The organism is Halococcus saccharolyticus DSM 5350, assembly GCF_000336915.1.
Classification (GTDB): Archaea; Halobacteriota; Halobacteria; order Halobacteriales; family Halococcaceae; genus Halococcus; species Halococcus saccharolyticus.
Map to the genome: position 1 here is coordinate 63,916 of NZ_AOMD01000030.1, position 17,171 is coordinate 81,086.

General features: G+C 66.5%; 18 protein-coding genes. 7 read left to right on the forward strand and 11 right to left on the reverse strand.

Annotated features, from left to right (window positions below; translation table 11 throughout):
• Positions 1 to 256 precede the first annotated feature (256 nt).
• Both C449_RS13965 and C449_RS13970 read right to left on the reverse strand, forming a co-directional pair.
• Positions 257 to 736, reverse strand: a complete 480-nt coding sequence (locus C449_RS13965) for a DUF5812 family protein (protein WP_006078689.1) — start codon at positions 734 to 736, stop codon at positions 257 to 259.
• 64 nt (positions 737 to 800) lie between these two features.
• Positions 801 to 1,376, reverse strand: a complete 576-nt coding sequence (locus C449_RS13970; RefSeq protein WP_006078690.1) for a hypothetical protein — start codon at positions 1,374 to 1,376, stop codon at positions 801 to 803.
• 75 nt (positions 1,377 to 1,451) lie between these two features.
• Between C449_RS13970 and C449_RS13975 the strand changes: the two genes are divergently transcribed.
• Both C449_RS13975 and C449_RS13980 read left to right on the forward strand, forming a co-directional pair.
• Positions 1,452 to 2,738: a hypothetical protein gene (locus C449_RS13975; protein WP_006078691.1), complete on the forward strand. Its 1,287-nt coding sequence runs from the start codon at positions 1,452 to 1,454 to the stop codon at positions 2,736 to 2,738.
• Positions 2,739 to 2,816: 78 nt separating this feature from the next.
• Complete coding sequence (locus C449_RS13980) at positions 2,817 to 3,581, forward strand: CPBP family intramembrane glutamic endopeptidase (RefSeq protein ID WP_006078692.1); 765 nt, start codon at positions 2,817 to 2,819, stop codon at positions 3,579 to 3,581.
• Between the two features lie 21 nt (positions 3,582 to 3,602).
• On the opposite strand, the gene C449_RS13985 is transcribed toward C449_RS13980, so the two are convergent.
• Entirely contained in the window at positions 3,603 to 4,061 is a 459-nt protein-coding gene (locus tag C449_RS13985; RefSeq protein WP_006078693.1) for an NOB1 family endonuclease, read from the reverse strand.
• Positions 4,061 to 4,303, reverse strand: a complete 243-nt coding sequence (locus C449_RS13990; protein ID WP_005043494.1) for a PRC-barrel domain-containing protein — start codon at positions 4,301 to 4,303, stop codon at positions 4,061 to 4,063. The genes C449_RS13985 and C449_RS13990 overlap by 1 nt, the downstream gene beginning before the upstream one ends.
• Positions 4,304 to 4,456: 153 nt before the next feature.
• Here C449_RS13990 and infB point away from each other — a divergent pair, with 153 nt between their 5' ends.
• Both infB and C449_RS14000 read left to right on the forward strand, forming a co-directional pair.
• Positions 4,457 to 6,274, forward strand: coding sequence for a translation initiation factor IF-2 (infB, locus tag C449_RS13995; protein WP_006078694.1), 1,818 nt, complete (start codon positions 4,457 to 4,459; stop codon positions 6,272 to 6,274).
• Between the two features lie 62 nt (positions 6,275 to 6,336).
• Positions 6,337 to 6,588, forward strand: a complete 252-nt coding sequence (locus C449_RS14000; RefSeq protein WP_006078695.1) for a hypothetical protein — start codon at positions 6,337 to 6,339, stop codon at positions 6,586 to 6,588.
• 207 nt (positions 6,589 to 6,795) lie between these two features.
• Here C449_RS14000 and C449_RS14005 read toward each other — a convergent pair whose 3' ends face one another.
• From C449_RS14005 to pepF, 4 genes are all read right to left on the reverse strand, one after another.
• The gene (locus C449_RS14005) at positions 6,796 to 7,185 is read right to left on the reverse strand and encodes a DUF5811 family protein (RefSeq protein WP_006078696.1); all 390 of its coding nucleotides are present in this window, start codon (positions 7,183 to 7,185) and stop codon (positions 6,796 to 6,798) included.
• Positions 7,186 to 7,230: 45 nt separating this feature from the next.
• On the reverse strand, positions 7,231 to 7,785 hold the full coding sequence (locus C449_RS14010) for a pyruvoyl-dependent arginine decarboxylase (RefSeq protein ID WP_006078697.1): 555 nt from the start codon (positions 7,783 to 7,785) through the stop codon (positions 7,231 to 7,233).
• Positions 7,786 to 7,872: 87 nt separating this feature from the next.
• Complete coding sequence (gene pan2, locus C449_RS14015) at positions 7,873 to 9,090, reverse strand: proteasome-activating nucleotidase Pan2 (RefSeq protein ID WP_006078698.1); 1,218 nt, start codon at positions 9,088 to 9,090, stop codon at positions 7,873 to 7,875.
• Between the two features lie 63 nt (positions 9,091 to 9,153).
• Positions 9,154 to 10,944: an oligoendopeptidase F gene (gene pepF / locus C449_RS14020; protein WP_006078699.1), complete on the reverse strand. Its 1,791-nt coding sequence runs from the start codon at positions 10,942 to 10,944 to the stop codon at positions 9,154 to 9,156.
• A 276-nt stretch (positions 10,945 to 11,220) separates the two neighbouring features.
• Between pepF and C449_RS14025 the strand changes: the two genes are divergently transcribed.
• From C449_RS14025 to C449_RS14035, 3 genes are all read left to right on the forward strand, one after another.
• Entirely contained in the window at positions 11,221 to 11,466 is a 246-nt protein-coding gene (locus tag C449_RS14025) for a hypothetical protein (RefSeq protein WP_006078700.1), read from the forward strand.
• Between the two features lie 106 nt (positions 11,467 to 11,572).
• Positions 11,573 to 13,159, forward strand: a complete 1,587-nt coding sequence (locus tag C449_RS14030; protein WP_006078701.1) for an SLC13 family permease — start codon at positions 11,573 to 11,575, stop codon at positions 13,157 to 13,159.
• Between the two features lie 85 nt (positions 13,160 to 13,244).
• The gene (locus C449_RS14035; protein ID WP_006078702.1) at positions 13,245 to 14,606 is read left to right on the forward strand and encodes a M28 family metallopeptidase; all 1,362 of its coding nucleotides are present in this window, start codon (positions 13,245 to 13,247) and stop codon (positions 14,604 to 14,606) included.
• Positions 14,607 to 14,618: 12 nt separating this feature from the next.
• Here C449_RS14035 and C449_RS14040 read toward each other — a convergent pair whose 3' ends face one another.
• From C449_RS14040 to hisS, 3 genes are all read right to left on the reverse strand, one after another.
• The gene (locus tag C449_RS14040; protein WP_006078703.1) at positions 14,619 to 14,813 is read right to left on the reverse strand and encodes a hypothetical protein; all 195 of its coding nucleotides are present in this window, start codon (positions 14,811 to 14,813) and stop codon (positions 14,619 to 14,621) included.
• 178 nt (positions 14,814 to 14,991) lie between these two features.
• Complete coding sequence (gene truA / locus C449_RS14045; RefSeq protein WP_006078704.1) at positions 14,992 to 15,819, reverse strand: tRNA pseudouridine(38-40) synthase TruA; 828 nt, start codon at positions 15,817 to 15,819, stop codon at positions 14,992 to 14,994.
• Positions 15,819 to 17,123, reverse strand: coding sequence for a histidine--tRNA ligase (gene hisS, locus C449_RS14050; protein ID WP_006078705.1), 1,305 nt, complete (start codon positions 17,121 to 17,123; stop codon positions 15,819 to 15,821). The genes truA and hisS overlap by 1 nt, the downstream gene beginning before the upstream one ends.
• Positions 17,124 to 17,171 lie beyond the last annotated feature (48 nt).

Genomic DNA, 17,171 nt, shown 5'->3' on the forward strand with positions numbered 1-17,171 from the left:
CGCGCTGACGGACGCTTCGGAAACACCCTCGACGGCAGTCGGCTGGAACGAAAGTCGTGTCGCGTTTTCGCGGCCGTCGTTCGGCTCGCCGTCCGTTCCGTCCTGGGCCACGACTACCGTCGAGAACGAACAGAGAACGAGCAGACAGACCGCCGCTACAGCCACCCAAACACCAATATTCCTTCGTTTCATGCGCTGATGACCGCCGATTCACCTTCTCACGGAATAAGCTTTCTCCGTTCGGCTTCTCTCTCCGTCAGGGCATGTAGCGCACGCTCACCACGCCCTCGTCGTCGGCACGCACTTCGACACGCTCGACGCCGAGATCGGCCGCCCGTACCAGCGTCGCCTCATCGCCTAATACGTCCGCAACCGCATCGTCGGTCTGATCGGGCGGTACCGTGAGAACGTGAATTTCGCCGATACCCGCCCGCTCGCGTCGAGTGAGATCGCCTTGCTCCTGATCGGCGGCGATCTCGCGTTCTTGGGTCGTGGGTGGCTCCGGACTCCGTTCGACGGTCAGCGATCGTCGGTCTTCGATCTCGCGAAGTTCCCACGCCACTTCCAGGGGTGGTTCGGGCGCGATGGTGGCCTCGATCGCCTCGTCCGCCGCCAGCGCGTCGCCATCCGGATCGGGGTTCGTGGCGAGCGTATGGACCTGGCCATCCGCGGTGTCTTTCAGTACTACGGAATCGTCGTCGGCGTGCGTGACGAGAAAGGTTCCGTGCTTTGCCATACCGTCGCTTCGGTCGCCACCCGATTGATGCTTTCCGGTCCGTCGTGGCCGGATGACAGCCCAGTCACCTCGTGTATCGGTGTGCCACCCAGATCAGCCCAGCGGCGAGCACTGGCGGTGCGAGGCCGGCGAGCTGTGGCAGCGCGTAGAACCACCCCACGAGCGGTGCGAGCGCCCCGTTGACGGACTCCTGTTGACCTGGTGGCACCGAGATCAGGAGACCACAGTACAGCGAGCCGAAGTAGACGAACCCGGCGATCCCGAGCGCCGCGTCGTAGCGTGCCGTCGAGCCCTCGCGGCGGTGGCGGCGCGCGACCAGGAGGATCGGCGCGAGCATCGGTCCGACCACGAACAGCCCGACCACCACGTAAAACGCCCGCGAGAGGGTCAACGAACCGCCGCCCGTCCCGGTCGCGGTCGCGCCGAACACCGTGACGAGTGCGAGCGCCATCAACACCGTCACCAGGACGGTTGCGAGCGTGCCGACGATCGCATACCCTCTGAACAGCCGGGACCCACTCGCTCGGAACGCGTAGGGGATCGCGGTCAGCAGCCCCGAGTACGTTGTCCCGCCGTCACCCTGCTCGCCGACCCCGTTGGTCCCCTCGGAACCCTCTACCGTACCGGAGCCGTCGGCCATGCCGGAGATCGGGTGGCCGGGCGATTAAGCGCCGCGGTCGACAACGACTTTACCACGGGGTGAGCCACCCCACCTATGAAAATCGATATCGGCAACGCGCTCGCCGCCGAGGCCAGCCCGGGTATCTCGCGGGACGCGCTCGACCGACTCGACGACCGGGTCGCGACCTGTCACGACCGGATCGAACGCGGCCGCGACGCCGACGAGTTCGGCTACGCCGCGCTGAACCTCCCTCACACTACTGATCCCGACACGATCACCGAAGCAGTTTCCCCCCTTCAAGGGGCCGAACACGTCCTCGTCGTCGGGATCGGCGGGAGCGCGCTCGGCGCGGCCACGATCGCGGGCGCACTCGGTGACTCCCGAGTTCACACCCTCGACAACGTCGATCCCGAACACGTCTCGCGCACCCTCGACGCGCTTCCGCTCGAGGATACAGTACTGAACGTCGTTTCGCGGTCGGGGACCACCGCCGAGACGCTCGCGAACTTCCTCGTGGTCCGCGAGGCGTACGAGGATGCGGGCGTCGACTGGACCGATCGGACTGTGGTGACCACCGGTGAGTCGGGCCCGCTCCGCGATCTCGCCGAGACTCACGACCTGCCCGCACTCACCGTTCCAGACGGGGTGCCGGGTCGCTTCTCTGCACTCTCCGCTGTGGGTTTCGTCCCGGCAGCGATCCGTGGCCACGACATCGAGGCCGTGCTCGACGGCGGCCGGCGCGCAGCCGACCTCTCGGGGTCGCTGTTCGAGACACCTGCCTACGCCTACGGTGCGATCGCGTACGCGCTCGACATCCGGGGTGCGGCGGTCAACGCGATGATGCCCTACGCCGAACCCCTCGAACCGTTTGCGGAGTGGTTCGCCCAGCTCTGGGCCGAAAGTTTGGGGAAAGACGGCCTCGGTCAGCTCCCTACCCGGGCGCTCGGCGCGACCGACCAGCACTCACAGCTCCAGCGCTACCGGGCGGGCCCGGCGAACACGCTCGTGACCCTCGTCCGGCCGCGCGAGCGCCCCAATCGCGAGATACCGGCGACCGACCGCGAGGAACTTGCCTACCTCGGCGGCACGGATCTCGGCGACCTGCTCGACGCGGAGTTCGACGCCACCGAGGCGAGCCTCGCGGCCGCCGACCGACCGTCCGTTCGCATCGAACTCGACCGGCTCGACGAGCGCGCGGTTGGCGAACTGCTCTACACGATGGAGGCCGCGTGCGTGCTCGCTGGCGAACTCTACGGCATCGAGACCTTCACCCAGCCCGCGGTCGAGTGGGGAAAGCGCGCGGCGCGCGGGCTGCTCGGTGGCGGTGAGTTCGCGGAGGCCGACGCCGTGGCCGACAAGGCCGAACTCGTCGTCGAGTGAACACGACTAGGGAAGTCCAGGCCGACCGACGAAAGATCACAGGACGTATTCGCTCGCCGTTCCAAGGCGGTGTAACACATGGCGTCGGATCATCGGGAGTCTGCGGGTGTCGATGGCCGGAGCGCGCTCCTCGATCTCCTGTCGGCGATCGCGGTCGTCGCGCTCGCCATTCTCCTTGGGGGGCTCGTCGCGTCGATCGCCCTCGCCGCGCTCGACGCGCTCGGGATCGCCGGGCGCGACTCCACCATTGCCTACGTCGTCAGCTCGATCGCCCAGTTCGTCGGCTTCGGGATCGCAGTCGCCGCGTATCTCTCGCTCGCCGACGCGTGGTCGGTGCTGCGGGCACGCGCGCTCGATCTCGCGAGCGTCGGCTGGATCGTCGCCGGTGTCGTCATCCTTCTGATCGTCTCGACCGGTGTCGGCGCCATCCTCTCACAGTTCGGGATCGTGCCCGCCACGAACCAGGTCATCGCGATGGGCCAGCAGAACCCGGTCGTGTTCCTCTACATGATTCCGATCACGCTGCTGTTCGTCGCTCCCTTCGAGGAACTCGTCTTCCGGGGGGCTGCCCAGGGACTGCTCCGACGGGCGTTCGGCCCGGTGATCGCGATCGCGATCGCGAGCGCGCTGTTCGGGGCGGTCCATCTGATCGCGCTCATCGGCGGCGGCACCGGCCAACTGGCGTACGTCGTCGTCGCAGCGCTGCTCGGCGTGATCCTCGGTGGGATCTACGAACGCACCAAAAACCTCGTCGTACCGATCGTCGTCCACGGACTCTACAACGCTACCCTGTTCGCGATCCAGTGGGTGGACGCGACCGGAAGCGCGACCGGGCTGCTGTAGGTCGAAAATCGCTCGTCGCGGCTACGATGGGTTCTTCCGCGCGAGGTCGCTGCCACAGATCGGACACCGATCCTTGTTCTCGTCGAACTCGCGGCCACAGCCGGCACACTGGAAGCGCCAGTCGCGCTCCTCGGTGATCCCCTCGCGCGCGATGAGTTCGATCCGCACGTCGAGGCGCTCGGCGACGTTCTGCATCGCGTAGTCGTCGGTCACGAGCCGTGCGTCGAGTTCGAACGCCGCCGCGAGGAGTCGGACGTCGGTGGTCGAGAGCTCCGCCGCGTCGCCGCTCTCGCGGGCGGTACGCTCGACCCGTTCGACGACCGCCTCCTCGGGGACGTGGATGTACATTCCGCCGCCTTCGAGCGCGTCGAAGCGGTAGGCGCTCTCGCCGTCGAGCTCGGCTTCGACTGCAGGGACCGTCGCGATGTCTCCGTCGGCGTCGTACTCGTGGATGAACGCCGAGGCGTCGAGGAGTTCCATCACCGACCGACGACGATGTGGTCTTTGACCGCCTGGACGCTGCCGATCGGGACCGTGTACCGGCCCTCGTCGTCACGCTCGAGGTCGATCTGCCCCTCGGCCTCGTTTCGGGGCGTGATGACGAGATCGTGGAGCTGTCCCGTCTCGGAGTCGAGCGTCACAGTCGAGAGCGTGCCGAGCTCGGTTCCATCCGAGCCCATGACGGCTTTGTCGAGCAGGCTCCGTGCGAGTACGTCCGGCATACCCGGTCTACTGGGGGCTGTCATTATAAACACCACGGAGGCTCCGAGGGACGAACACGATGGGTCGACGCGATCGTCACGACCCGCGTGACGACGAACTTAACTACGGCCGTCGGCTGTATCACACAACGAGTTTCTCTCGGGTGAGTGCCTATGTCTGAGACACACACGGACGCCGACGCGGCCGACGCCACAGGTGAGACGCTTCGAACACCGATCGTCGCCGTGCTCGGTCACGTCGACCACGGCAAGACCAGCCTGCTCGATCGGATCCGGGGCTCGACGGTGATCGAGGGCGAGGCGGGCGCGATCACCCAGCACATCGGCGCGACCGCCGTGCCCCTCGAAACCGTCTCCGAGATCGCGGGCTCGCTGGTCGATCCGACCGACTTCGACCTTCCCGGTCTGCTGTTCATCGACACGCCAGGTCACCACTCTTTCTCGACGCTGCGCTCTCGGGGTGGTGCGCTCGCGGACATCGCGATCCTCGTGATCGACGTCAACGACGGGTTTCAGCCCCAGACCATCGAAGCGATCGACATCCTCCAGCGGACCGAGACGCCGTTCGTCGTGGCGGCGAACAAGGTCGACACGACGCCGGGCTGGAACCCACAGGAGAACACCCCGATTCAGCAGAGCTACGACGCCCAGTCCGATCGCGCGCGCTCGACGCTCGACGAGCGCCTCTACGACCTCATCGGCGACCTCTCGGATCACGACTTCTCGGCGGACATGTACTGGCGCGTACAAAACTTCGCCAACAACGTCGGCGTCGTCCCAGTGAGCGCCGAAACCGGCGAGGGCGTTCCCGACCTTCTCACCGTTTTGATGGGCCTCTCCCAGCGCTATCTCAAGGACGCGATGGCGATCGATGTCGACGGACCGGGCGCAGGCACAGTGTTGGAGGTCAAGGAACAGAAGGGGTTCGGGACGGCGATCGACGTGGTGCTCTACGACGGCACAGTGACGGCGGACGACACGATCGTGGTCGGCGGCACGGGCGATCCGATCGTGACCGACGTGCGCGCGCTGCTCCAGCCCCGGCCGCTCGCCGAAATCCGTACCGAAAAGCGGTTCGAGGAGGTCGACTCCGTGACCGCGGCGGCGGGACTGAAGATCGCCGCACCCGATCTCGACGACGCGATGGCGGGCGCGCCGGTTCGGGTGCTCGGGAACCGCGAGCGCGAGGACGTCGTGACGGAAGTCGAGGCCGAACTCGCCGCCCTCGGCGTTACCACCGAAGAGCAGGGTGTCGTCGTCAAGGCAGACACACTCGGGAGCCTCGAAGCGCTCGCGGACGCGTTCGGTGAGGCCGAGATTCCGATCGTGCGCGCGGAGGTCGGCGACGTCGCGCCCCGCGACGTGACAGTGGCGAGCACTGCCGACGAGGAGCGCCACGAGACCGTGATCGCCTTTTCGGTCGACGTGCTCGACGACGCCGCAGACCGGGCCGACACCGAAGGGGTCCGGATCTTCGAGAGCGACGTGATATACCGGCTGGTCGAGGAGTACGAGGAGTTCATCGAAGAGCGCGAGCGCGCCCAGCAGGACGCGATCCTCGACAACATCGCCCGTCCCGCCCGATTCCGACTGCTCCCGGATCACACGTTCCGCCAGAACGATCCCGCCGTGGTCGGTGTCGAAGTCATGACGGGGACCCTGAAGCAGAACTCGCGCGTGGTGAACTTCGAGGGCAACCAGCCCGAGCGCCTCGGCCAAGTCAAAGGGATCCAAGAGCAGGGCGAGGACGTCGACCAGGCTCGCGCGGGCGAGCGCGTCAGCGTCGCCATCGACGGTCCCACGGTCGGTCGCCAGATCGAAGAGGGCGACGAGCTGTGGTCGGAGATTCCCGAAAAACATGCGAAAGTGCTGGAACAGGAACTCACCGACGACATTCCGGCCGACGAACTCGAAGCGCTCCACGTCTATCTCGACAAACACCGCCAACGCGACCCCTTCTGGGGGAAGTAGCCCGGGTTGCACACGCAGTAATAATATTTAATTAGCCGGCGCGAGTCACTGCGACGTGAACGATGACTCGCTCCAGCCAGCACGACGACACGGATGGGCCGGTCGTCGAATTCGTCCGTGAGCGTCGGCCGACGGTCGCGGACGCGGACCTCGTGCTCCTCGTCCTCCCCACGCTGCTCGTCGTGGGCTGGGCTGCTGGCGTCGTGTCGAGTGCGTCGCTGCCGGCGGCGCTCGCGGTCGCGATGGTTCCTGCACTCGCCACGCTCGGCTACGCGCTGTTTTACGATCCGCCAAGTGGAGCGTACGCGAACTGAGTCGTCGCTGCTATCAATTGTCGGCGCTAGAGCGGTTCCTGTGTATCCTGCCACACCCGACGGCCCCTGTGGATCGTGAGAGTCCCGCGGTGATCGTTGTCATCGACCCACGACTCGGCGTGTTGACGGAGTGAACGAGTCGAACAAAATCAGCTCTCAACAACCCATTTCAGGGGTATCGTATGATCCAACTCGCACCGATTGCGATTACTGGGCGACCGGCGCGATCGCGTCCTCGACGGCCTGTTTGACCTGGAGCGCGGCGGTCGCGGCGAGCTGGTGGGCGACTTCGTCGCGGTCCTCGTCGGGGATGCCGTCGACGAGCTCCTCGGCGTCGGGGGTGAAGCCCGCGCTCACGGCCGGGCCGACGGGCGGCTGGACCGCGATCGTTCCTTCAGGACCGTCGGTGCCGGCGACGATCTGTGCACCGACGACGTACTCGTCGGGGAGGAACTCGCGGGTCCGGGCCGCCACCGTGTCGAGCCCCGCGCGGAGCTCGCGACGCTCGTCGGCCGAGAGCTCCGGAACATCGGCGCTCGCGCGCTGCCCAGCGGCGGTCGCGTCCGGCCGGCCCGCGTAGGGCGTGTTTCCGTTCATAAGAAGGACAGGAACGGTACGAGCGCCCCAGTCAAAAACCTCCCGCTACAGGATCGGCTCGCTCTCGCCGTAGACCGCGAGCACGATCGCCGTCACGAACCGTCCCGAATCGTCCTCATCGGCCGTCCTATCGGCGGTTTCGATCACGATTGCCTCGTCGTCGAACGACCACTCGCGGAGGTCCCGGCCCGCCGCCAATCCCGTCGTGACTGTCTCGCGGACGCTCGCCGGATCGACACCCGATGCCTCGTAGAAGATCCCGCGACCCGCCTCCGCGACCGACCAGCCGAGTCCGGCAGTGGCCACGGCCGCGTCCGCCGGCTCCACGTCGTCGGACGCTGCGCTGCCCGTCACGCTGGCCGCTCCATCACCGGCGCGCGCTTCGACGGTGGCACGCGCCTCGACCACGGTGAGACGCTCACCGACCGGGCCGAGATCGGGCGCAGTGTCGTGGCGTTCGATGTCGCTACCGGCGGGGATCATCGAGGAGACCGAGACGAGGTTGTAGTTGTGAACGCCCGCGTCGGCGAGTGCCGTGTCGTACGACGCCATCGCCGTCGGTCCCCGGCCCGTGCCGGCGACGATTCTGATGGTACTCATGGTCGGACGAAGTGGAGCGCGGGCGAGAAGGGTTGTGATTTCGGGATAGTACTCTCGGTCCGGTCCGTCAGGTAGCTCGGTCTACTGTTAGTGGAACGCGATCGGTTCGGCCGCGGTGTCCTCGTCCGTGATCTTCTCCAGGGCCGCCTCGAAGTCGGCCATCCGGACCTCGGTACGGTCGTCTCGGATGGCGAACATCCCGGCTTCGGTCGCGAGGCTCTCGATCTCCGCACCGCTCCGTCCCGCGGTCAGTTCGGCGAGTTCCTCGAAGTCGACATCGTCGGCGAGGGTCGTTCCACGGGTGTGGATCTGGAAGATCTGTTCGCGACCCTCGGCGTCCGGCTCGGGGACCTCGATGAGCCGATCGAACCGTCCGGGGCGGAGGATGGCGGGATCGAGCATGTCGAAGCGGTTGGTGGCGGCGATGATCGAGACGTCACCGCGCTCGTCGAACCCGTCCATCTCGTTCAACAGCTGCATCATCGTGCGCTGGACCTCGGCGTCGCCCGACGTTTTGGAGTCGGTGCGTTTGGCGGCGACCGCGTCGAGCTCGTCGATGAAGATCACTGCGGGCTCGTGCTCGTTCGCGAGCTCGAACAGGTCCCGGACGAGGCGCGCGCCCTCGCCGATGAACTTCCGGACGAGTTCGGAGCCCGCCATCTTGATGAAGGTGGCGTCGGTGCCGTTCGCCACTGCCTTCGCGAGCATCGTCTTGCCGGTGCCGGGCGGTCCGTGGAGCAACACGCCCGTCGGCGGCTCGATCCCCACCGTATCGAAGCGTTCGGGATCGAGCAGAGGGAGTTCGACGGCTTCGCGTACCTCGCGGATCTGGTCGTCGATCCCGCCGATGTCGCCGTAGCTCACCTGCGGGCGGGTGTCGACCTGCATCGCCTGGGCGCGCGCGTCGGTCTCGCTCGAAAGGGTCTGCTGGACGCTGAAGGAATCGTTGACAGCGACCCGATCGCCGTTGTCGACTTCCTCTTCGATCGTCGGCGAGATCTCGGTCAGCACCTCCTGGTTGTTACCATGCTGGCGCACGATCGCGCCCTCGTCGGTCAGCTCCTCGACCGTGGCGACGTACAGTGAGGAGGTCTTGAGCGTCTCGTTCTCGCGCTGGAGCTGCCCCGCCTCGTTTTCGAGCTCCTCGCGGCGCGCCTCGGCCTCGTCGAGCCGCTCGGCCAGCTCGTCGTGGACCTGCGCGATCTCCGCGAGATGCTCGTCGAGCGCCGACACCCGCTCGGCGTCCGTGAGTTCGGGGTCGAGATCGAGCCGGGGACGGTCCGGGAGGGACGGGCTGTGTGACATTCGATACGGATAATAACGGGCCGTGCGTTAAAAGTCCCTTTGGGTTCGGGAGAATTATGAGGCTCAGATCAGCTCCGCGAACTCGGTCAGCGCATCGTCGTAGGCATCCAGTGCTGACTCGATCGGGTCGGCGGTCGTCATGTCGACGCCGGCCTCCCGGAGAAGATCGATCGGATAGCCGTGTGAGCCCGATTCGAGGAACTCCCGGTAGGGTTTCGCGGCTGCCTCGCCCTCCTCTTGGATGCCCTCGGCGAGTGCGACCGCCGCCGAGATTCCGGTGGCGTACTGGTAGACGTAAAACGCTCGGTAGAAGTGCGGGATCCGCATCCACTCGCGGGCGATCCGATCGTCGACCGCACTCGTCGCGTAGTACTCCTCCTTCAGCCCGCGATAGAGGTCGTCGAGCCGATCCGGTGTGAGCGCCTCGCCGTCCTCGACCAGCTCGTGGGTCTTCTTCTCGAACTCCGCGAACATCGTCTGACGAAAGAGCGTCGATCTGAACCGTTCGAGGTACTCGTTCAGCACGTGGCGGCGGAAGGTGTCGTCCTCGACGGTGTCGAGCAGATGGTTGGTCAGGAGCGCCTCGTTAACTGTGGAGGCGACTTCGGCGACGAAGATCTCGTAGCCCCCATACACATAGGGCTGGGTCTCGCTCGCGAGCTGGGTGTGCAGTGAGTGGCCGAGCTCGTGGGCCAACGTGTACATCGAACCGATGTCGTCCTGATAGTTCATCAGGATGTACGGCTGGGAGTCGTAGGTCCCCCCCGAATAGGCCCCCGACTGTTTGCCGACACTCTCGTAGACGTCGACCCACCGCGAGTCGAGCCCCTCCGTGAGTCGGTTCTGGTAGTCGTCACCGAGCGGCGCGACCGCCTCGATGACGTGCTCCTCGGCCTCCTCGTAGGGTACCTCCGGACTCTCGTCATCGGCCAGTGGCATATAGACGTCCCACATCCGGAGTTCGTCGACGCCGAGCGCCTCTCCTTTGAGATCGGCGTGGCGCTGCAACAGATCGAGATTTTCGTGTACTGTGTCGATCAGGGTGTCGTACACCGAGACCGGAATGTTCGCGCCGTCGAGCGACGCCTCGCGTGCGGTGTCGTAGTTGCGGGCCTCGGCGAGTTTGACGTCCGCTTTCACGCTGTTGTGGTGGGCCGTCCCGACCGCGTTGCGGACCTCGGTCCACTCGTCGTAGAACTGCTCGTAGACCTCCCGGCGAAAGTCGCGGTCGGGGCGCTTCTGGAGGGTGGTGAAGTTACTCAGCGAGATCTCGACCGGCTCACCGTCCGGATCCTCGACCGCAGGGAAATCCATGTCGGCGTTCGTCAGGAGGCTGTAGACCTCGCTCGCCCCGCCCGTGACTTCGCTGAGGTCCGCGAGCAGTTCCTCGATCTCGGCCGAGCGGGTGTGGGGTTTCATCCGGAGCACGTCGTCGAAGTAGTGCTCGTAGGTCGCGAGATCGGATTCTTCCTCGATCATCGCGTCGAGCTCCTCGCGCGTGCAGTTCTGGAGTTCGGGTTCGATGAAACTCGCCGCGCTCCGCGCGTCGGTGGCGAGCGTGTTCGCCCGCGAGGCGAGCGCTTGGTAGTGCTGGTCGGCCGTGTCTTCGTCGCTACGGAGCCTGGCGTAGGCGGTGACGTTTGCGACCTCTCGCATGAGTTCCTCGCGGGTTTCGAGCGTCGCGAGCAGGGTCGCGGCGCTCTCAGTCGTCCGCCCTTCGTAGGCCGCGAGATCGTCGAGGCGTGCCTCGACCGCGTCGAAGGCCTCCTCCCACGCCTCGTCCGAGGCGAAGAGGTCGCCCAAATCCCACGTGTACTCGGTGTCGATCTCGCCACGTTCGGGAACCGAACTCATGGGCAAGTGTTGCGAGGGGACCGAAGTAAGCCTTCCCACACACGAGCGGTCTCCGATATCATCACGAAACCGCGCCCGTCGACGCCAGCGGTTGGGACACCTGCCGTCGGTGCGACTGGGACACCGGCCCGGCAGCTCCCTGAGCGACAACGTCCGGTGGTCGTGTGTCGTCGTCCTCCGGCCGATCGCCACATCGGATCGGGTGGCACTCTTCGTGACGGGAGAACGATATACTCTTGAACCCGGCCAAGAACACACGATCTGACGACACGCTCGATGGATTACCAGAACGAGGGCACTGTCGGGGAGCTATCGCCGCTCGCGTGGCGGCTGCTACGGGTCGCTGCGGGCTACGAACAGCGAACGATCGAGCGCGAAGTCGACGATCTGCTGCAGGCCCACGTCTCGATGCTCGAAAGCGGCACCCGTGCGCTCTCGGCCTCACGAAAGAACGCGCTCTTCGAGCTCTACGCTGCCGAACTCGATCCCGATCAGATCCGCGCCATCGTCGAGCACTTCTAACTGCGTGGGGTTCGCTGACACAGCTATCAAAAACGATTTATAATGGCTTGCCGAGGTGGTGTCTGTATCAATGATACAGGCGTCGTCAGCCCGCGGACGCATCGTGATGTTCGTTCTCGCACTGCTCGGGACGGCCGTCATCGCTGGCCTTCCGACGCCGGGTGGTCTCTCGGTGCGCGGTCAGTTCGCGCTCGCGACGATGTTCTTCGCGGCCGTGCTCTGGATCTCCGGCGCACTGCCGCTGGCCGTGACTGCACTGTCGATCCCCATCCTACTGACTGGGTTCGGGGTCTACGCGAATCTCGACGAGGCGCTCGTGGGGTTCGCGGACCATCTCATCTTCCTGTTCATCGCTGGGTTCATGCTGGCGAACGCCCTCCAGAAGTACGACATTGACCGCCGCATCGCGCTGTGGATCATGTCGGTCATGGGCTCGTCGCCCCGGCGGCTCGTTCTCGCGGTGATGGTGGCGACGGCGTTTCTCTCGATGTGGGTATCGAACACCGCCACCGCGGCGATGATGACGCCCATCGCGCTGGGGGTGCTCTCACAGATCCTCGGTCGTGAGGGTGTCGCGGCAGCCACGGCGACGGCCGACGAAATGGACGCCGAGATGAGCGCGGACGGCGGCGTCGCGTCGGTCGCGGAGCCATCCGGCGACGAGTTCCATAATATCCAGGTCTCGATCCTCCTCGGCACCGCCTACGCAGCGAGCGTCGGCGGCGTCGGCACCCTCATCGGGACGCCACCGAACGCGGTGCTCGCCTCCCAACTCAACGAGATCCTCGGCTACGAGATCGGCTTCGCCCAGTGGCTGCTCATCGGACTCCCGATCGTCGTCGTCACTCTCCCGATCGTCTGGTACGTGCTCACGTTCGTGCTCTACCCGCCGCGTGTCGACGACGTGAGCGATGCGCGCGCGGAGGCTAAACAGTATCTCGCCGACGAGGGACCGCTCGAACCGCGCGGCAAACGTGTTGCAGTCATCTTCACTGTGACGGCGCTCCTGTGGGTCGTCGGCGGCCTCGGCGATTTCATCACCCCCGTGCTCCCCGACGCGTGGGGTGTCACGCTGTTCGGCGGTGACGGAACGAGCGTCTTCGGCGTCGATGGCCACCAGGGGCTGTTGTACTACGTCATGGTGGGGATGCTGTCCATTCCGGCGCTCGTCCTCGCCGACACGATGGAGTGGGACGAACTCGCCGACATCGACTGGGGAACCATCCTGCTGTTCGGCGGCGGGATCGCGCTGGCCGATGCGCTCGCCGCGACCGGTGCGACGAGGTGGATCGCCGATACGGTCTTCCGATCGCTGACGGGCACTCCCATCCTCCTGGTCGTCGCCGTCGTCGTCCTGCTGGTCATCTTCCTGACCGAAATGACGTCGAACACGGCGACGTCGACCATCATCGTCCCTATACTCATCAGCATCGGCAGCGTCTTCGCGGCCACACTCGGACTCACCGACGTCGCCGCCGCCGTGTTCCTCTCGGTGTCGGGGGCCATCGCTGCGAGTTTCGCGTTCGCGCTGCCGGTCGCTACCCCGCCGAACGCCATCGTCTTCGGGAGCGGCTACCTCAAACAGCGCCAGATGATGCGCGCCGGCGTGGTGTTGAACCTCCTCATGACGGCGATCCTCACGGTCCTCATCTGGCTGCTGTTCCAGTTCGTCTGGCCGCACATCCTCTGGTGACGTCCCCTGTTTCCACTCGAACGCCCCGAACGTCCCCGACTCCACGGCCGCCGGGATTTTTGCCCGCTGCGTACCTCCACCGTGCATGGACGAGACCGCCGACCCCGCCCTCGGTGCGGCGTGGCGCGACGAGTTCCCGTGGCAGTTTCTGACCCGACTGTGTGAGATCGACGACCGCCTCGGCGGCCATCCGGGCGAGCGTCGGGCCGCCGATCTCGTCGCCAACGGGTTGGAAAGCGCCGGAATCGACCCCACGATCGAGCCCTTCGAGATGCAGCGCTGGACGCGCGGACACGCAGAACTCGCCGTTAGCGCGCCCGCGGATGCCCGGAACGGTCTCGGGGCGGACGAGTCGACCGACCGGACCTTCGAGACGGTCGCGCTGCCGTACTCGCCCGCCGGCGATGTCCACGCCGACCTGGTCGACGTCGGTCACGGCACGCCCGACGAGATCGACGCAGCCGATGTTGGGGGGAAGGTGGCGCTTGCGAGCACCGACTCACCGTCGGACGAGCGCCGAGTTCACCGGATGGAGAAGCTCGGCCACGCCGCGGCCGCCGGCGCGGCGGCGTTCGTCTTTCACAACCACCGCCCCGGTCAGCTTCCCCCTACTGGGGCGCTCCGGTTCGATCACGAGGCCGCGATCCCCGGAATCGGTGTGAGTCACGAGACCGGTACGTGGCTCACCGAGTACGCCGACCGCGGTGCGAACGCGTCGGTTACTGTGGAGGCGACGACCGAGCAAGGCGAGAGTCAGAACGTCGTCGGCCATCTCGGCCCCGATACCGACGAGGAGATCGTGCTGCTCGCCCACTACGACGCTCACGACGTCGCGGAGGGCGCGCTCGACAACGGCTGTGGCATCGCGGTCGCGGTCGCCGCCGCCCGAATCCTCGTCGATTTGGACCTCGACTGCGGGGTTCGAGTGGCGGGCGTGGGCTGTGAGGAACTCGGCTTGATGGGCAGCGCGGCGCTCGCCGAGGCCGTCGATCTCGACCGCATGCGGGCGGTCGTCAACGTCGACGGGGCCGGCCGACATCGCGATCTCCACGCGATCACCCACACCGCCGACGCGATGGCGGACGTGGCCGAGCGTGTGAGTGATCTCACTGCTCATCCGATCTCGGTGAGCGATCGGCCCCATCCCTACAGCGACCACTGGCCGTTTCTCCACGAGGGCGTGTCGGCGCTCCAGCTCCACAGCCACCGCGCGGGCGAAACCTCGCGCTGGGAGCGCGGCTGGACTCACACCCGGGCCGACACCCGTGACAAGGCCGACTCGCGTATCCTCCGCGAGCACGCGATGCTCGCCGCGCTCCTCGTCCGCGAACTCACGGCCGCCGATCCCGACCGCGTCGACACCGACGCCCTCCGCGCGCGCCTCCAAGAGGACGGCGCGGAGCCGGGGATGCGCGCGGCGGGCGTCTGGCCCGACGGCTGGGAGTGATCGCCGCCCCGCTCAGGCTCGGAGCTTTCGGTACGAGACCCACACCGCCGCGAGGGCCGCGACGCCCCCGATCACGAACGCCACGGGCTGACCCGATCCACCCCACTCCCAGCCCAGAAACGTGGATCCGAACAGAGCGATGAGCACCACGGCGACCCCGATGACGGTACCGATCGTCGATGAATCGCGTTCGAACACGGACGCCATACGAGAACTAGTGATCTGGCCGACAATAAAATTTCGCCGATATCACATATATTCGATGCGAGAACTCGATCCTGGCCGACGTTCTCGACTGCGACGCCCTCCTTGGGATGACGGGTGAGTACCGGCGAGCGAGACGATGCGTTTCGATGGCTGTAGACCAGCACACGTTCTCGCGATCTCACTCGCCGATTCCGTTTCGTACCGAACCCGCAACCCGTCCGTCCACCACGGCCGCGACCCGGCGCTGTTCGAAGACTTCGCGCGCGCTCGCTGCGGCTTCGGTGTCGATCCGGAAATCGAGATCGGGGTACGAAACATCGGTCAGCACGAGCGCTGCGGCGGATGCGGGACCGATGCCCTCGGGCCCCGAAAGCGGTGCGGGCGAGAGCACTCGACCGATCTTCGAGAGCGGGGCCGTGTCGGCTGCGACTTCCTCGACGAGCGCGACGACCCGCCGGACGAGCTGGCGCGAGAAGCCGCCCGCACGGAGTTCGATCACGAGGAACTCGCCGTCCGATTCGATCGCTGGATCGAGCGTCCGAACGGTCCCGTTATCGTCCGGCGTGAGGTTGTGAAAATCGTGTTCGCCCGAGAGTTCCGACAGCGCCTCGCGCGCCCGGTCGATGTCGGCGTCGGGCGCGTGGAGGTGGTAGGTGTACGTCCGTGACGTGGCATCGTGGGTGGCGTGAAACCCCGCTGGAGCGTCGGCTGACGCCCACGCCCGGATCGACGCCGGGAGTTCACCGTTTAGCGCCGCAGGCGTGAGCCACTCGGGGGACTCGAACGCCATCGTCTGTGCGACCGCCGAGACGCCCGCGTCGGTCCGGCCCGCGGCGGCGTACGTCGGTGGTTTGTCGGCAGTCGGGCCGAGCACGTCCAGATCGCGGAGCGCATCGAAAACCCTCTCCTCGACGGTCGGAACGTCGGGCTGACGCTGGAAGCCGCGAAACGGCCGGCCGTCGTAGGCTACCCGGAACGCGCGCAGTCCGCGACCGTCGTCGTCCATCAGGCGAGGTCGTCGTAGGTCGGCCGCTCGTGCTCGCCGGGGAACGACTCGACCGGCACCTGAGCCTGATCGCCCGACTCCATGTCCTTCACCGTGACCTGGCCCTCCGCGAGATCCTGCTCGCCCACGATCACCACGGTCTCAGCGTTGATCGAATCCGCGTACTCCAGCTGTGCGCCGAAGCTCCGGCCCGCGACGTCGGTCTCGACGACGTTGCCCCGCCCTCTGAGATCGCGGACGACGCGGGCGGCCGTCGGACGGGTGTCACCGATCTGGAGGACGTAGTAGTCGGTCGTCACCCTCTCCTCGGGCCAGACGCCCGCACGCTGACAGAGCAGCGAGAGCGGCGCGAGTCCCGGCGCGACGCCGACGGCGGGCATCGGCTGGCCGCCGAACCCCTCGATCAGGTCGTCGTACCGACCGCCGCCGAACACCGACCGACTCACCTCTCCTGTGGAGTCGAAGCACTCGAAGACCACTCCCGTGTAGTAATCCAGCCCGCGGGCAGTGTCGAGCGAGAGCGTGCAGTACTCGCGCGCGCCGAGGTCGTCGGCAGCGTCGAGCACGTTCCGAAGGTTCGTGACCGCGCTCTCGACCTGTTCCGAGCCGGCGAACGCCACGAGGTCGTCGAGGTCGTCCTCAGGGGTCTCGAGCAGTCCGTCGAACTCCTCCGCTTGGCCATCCGAGAGCCCAGCGTCGGCGAGGAGGCCGTGGTACTCGCCGACTTCGAGCTTTTCGCGCTTGTCGACCGCCCGGATCGCGGCCCCGGTGTCGACCTCGCCCTCGAACGATGCGAGCAGCCCGCCGAGGACATCGCGGTGGCTCACCCGGAAGTCGAAGTCCTCGCTCGTGAGCCCCAGTTCGGTGAGCGCGTCGGCGGCGTAGGCGAGCACCTCGGCGTCTGCTGCCGGCTCGGCTGAGCCGAAGATGTCGACGTTGGTCTGGTAGAACTCGCGGAACCGGCCCTGCTGGACCTGCTCGTACCGCCAGAACGGTCGTGTCGAGAACCACTTCACGGGTTTCGAGAGCTCCTGCTGTTTGGCGACCACCATCCGAGCGACGGTCGGGGTGAGTTCGGGCGTCATCGCCACGTCACGGCCGCCCTGATCGGTGAACGAGTAGAGCTCCTCGACGATCTCCACACCGCTCTTGTCGACGTACATCTCGGTGCGTTCGAGTGCCGGCGTCCCGACCTCGCGGAAGCCGTAGCGCACGGCGGTCTCTTCGAGTGTGTCGATGACGGCCCGCCGGGCACTCATTTCGCCCGGATAGAAATCGCGAAAGCCCTTGGTGCGGTCGTACATACCGGCGAGTGGCGAGCCCGCGCTTGAAGCCTTTCGGTTGTTCCGCAC

Coding starts and splice junctions, on each gene's coding strand:
- pepF (WP_006078699.1), bottom strand. CDS start 10,944: ATGAGTTCGGTTCCCGAACGTGGCGAGATCGACACCGAGTACACGTGG.
- pan2 (WP_006078698.1), bottom strand. CDS start 9,090: ATGTCACACAGCCCGTCCCTCCCGGACCGTCCCCGGCTCGATCTCGAC.
- C449_RS13985 (WP_006078693.1), bottom strand. CDS start 4,061: ATGGAACTCCTCGACGCCTCGGCGTTCATCCACGAGTACGACGCCGAC.
- truA (WP_006078704.1), bottom strand. CDS start 15,819: ATGGACGACGACGGTCGCGGACTGCGCGCGTTCCGGGTAGCCTACGAC.
- hisS (WP_006078705.1), bottom strand. CDS start 17,123: ATGTACGACCGCACCAAGGGCTTTCGCGATTTCTATCCGGGCGAAATG.
- C449_RS14030 (WP_006078701.1), top strand. CDS start 11,573: ATGTTCGTTCTCGCACTGCTCGGGACGGCCGTCATCGCTGGCCTTCCG.
- C449_RS14000 (WP_006078695.1), top strand. CDS start 6,337: ATGACTCGCTCCAGCCAGCACGACGACACGGATGGGCCGGTCGTCGAA.
- C449_RS14025 (WP_006078700.1), top strand. CDS start 11,221: ATGGATTACCAGAACGAGGGCACTGTCGGGGAGCTATCGCCGCTCGCG.
- C449_RS13965 (WP_006078689.1), bottom strand. CDS start 736: ATGGCAAAGCACGGAACCTTTCTCGTCACGCACGCCGACGACGATTCC.
- C449_RS13975 (WP_006078691.1), top strand. CDS start 1,452: ATGAAAATCGATATCGGCAACGCGCTCGCCGCCGAGGCCAGCCCGGGT.
- C449_RS14010 (WP_006078697.1), bottom strand. CDS start 7,785: ATGAGTACCATCAGAATCGTCGCCGGCACGGGCCGGGGACCGACGGCG.
- C449_RS14040 (WP_006078703.1), bottom strand. CDS start 14,813: ATGGCGTCCGTGTTCGAACGCGATTCATCGACGATCGGTACCGTCATC.
- C449_RS13980 (WP_006078692.1), top strand. CDS start 2,817: ATGGCGTCGGATCATCGGGAGTCTGCGGGTGTCGATGGCCGGAGCGCG.
- C449_RS13990 (WP_005043494.1), bottom strand. CDS start 4,303: ATGCCGGACGTACTCGCACGGAGCCTGCTCGACAAAGCCGTCATGGGC.
- C449_RS14035 (WP_006078702.1), top strand. CDS start 13,245: ATGGACGAGACCGCCGACCCCGCCCTCGGTGCGGCGTGGCGCGACGAG.
- C449_RS13970 (WP_006078690.1), bottom strand. CDS start 1,376: ATGGCCGACGGCTCCGGTACGGTAGAGGGTTCCGAGGGGACCAACGGG.
- C449_RS14005 (WP_006078696.1), bottom strand. CDS start 7,185: ATGAACGGAAACACGCCCTACGCGGGCCGGCCGGACGCGACCGCCGCT.
- infB (WP_006078694.1), top strand. CDS start 4,457: ATGTCTGAGACACACACGGACGCCGACGCGGCCGACGCCACAGGTGAG.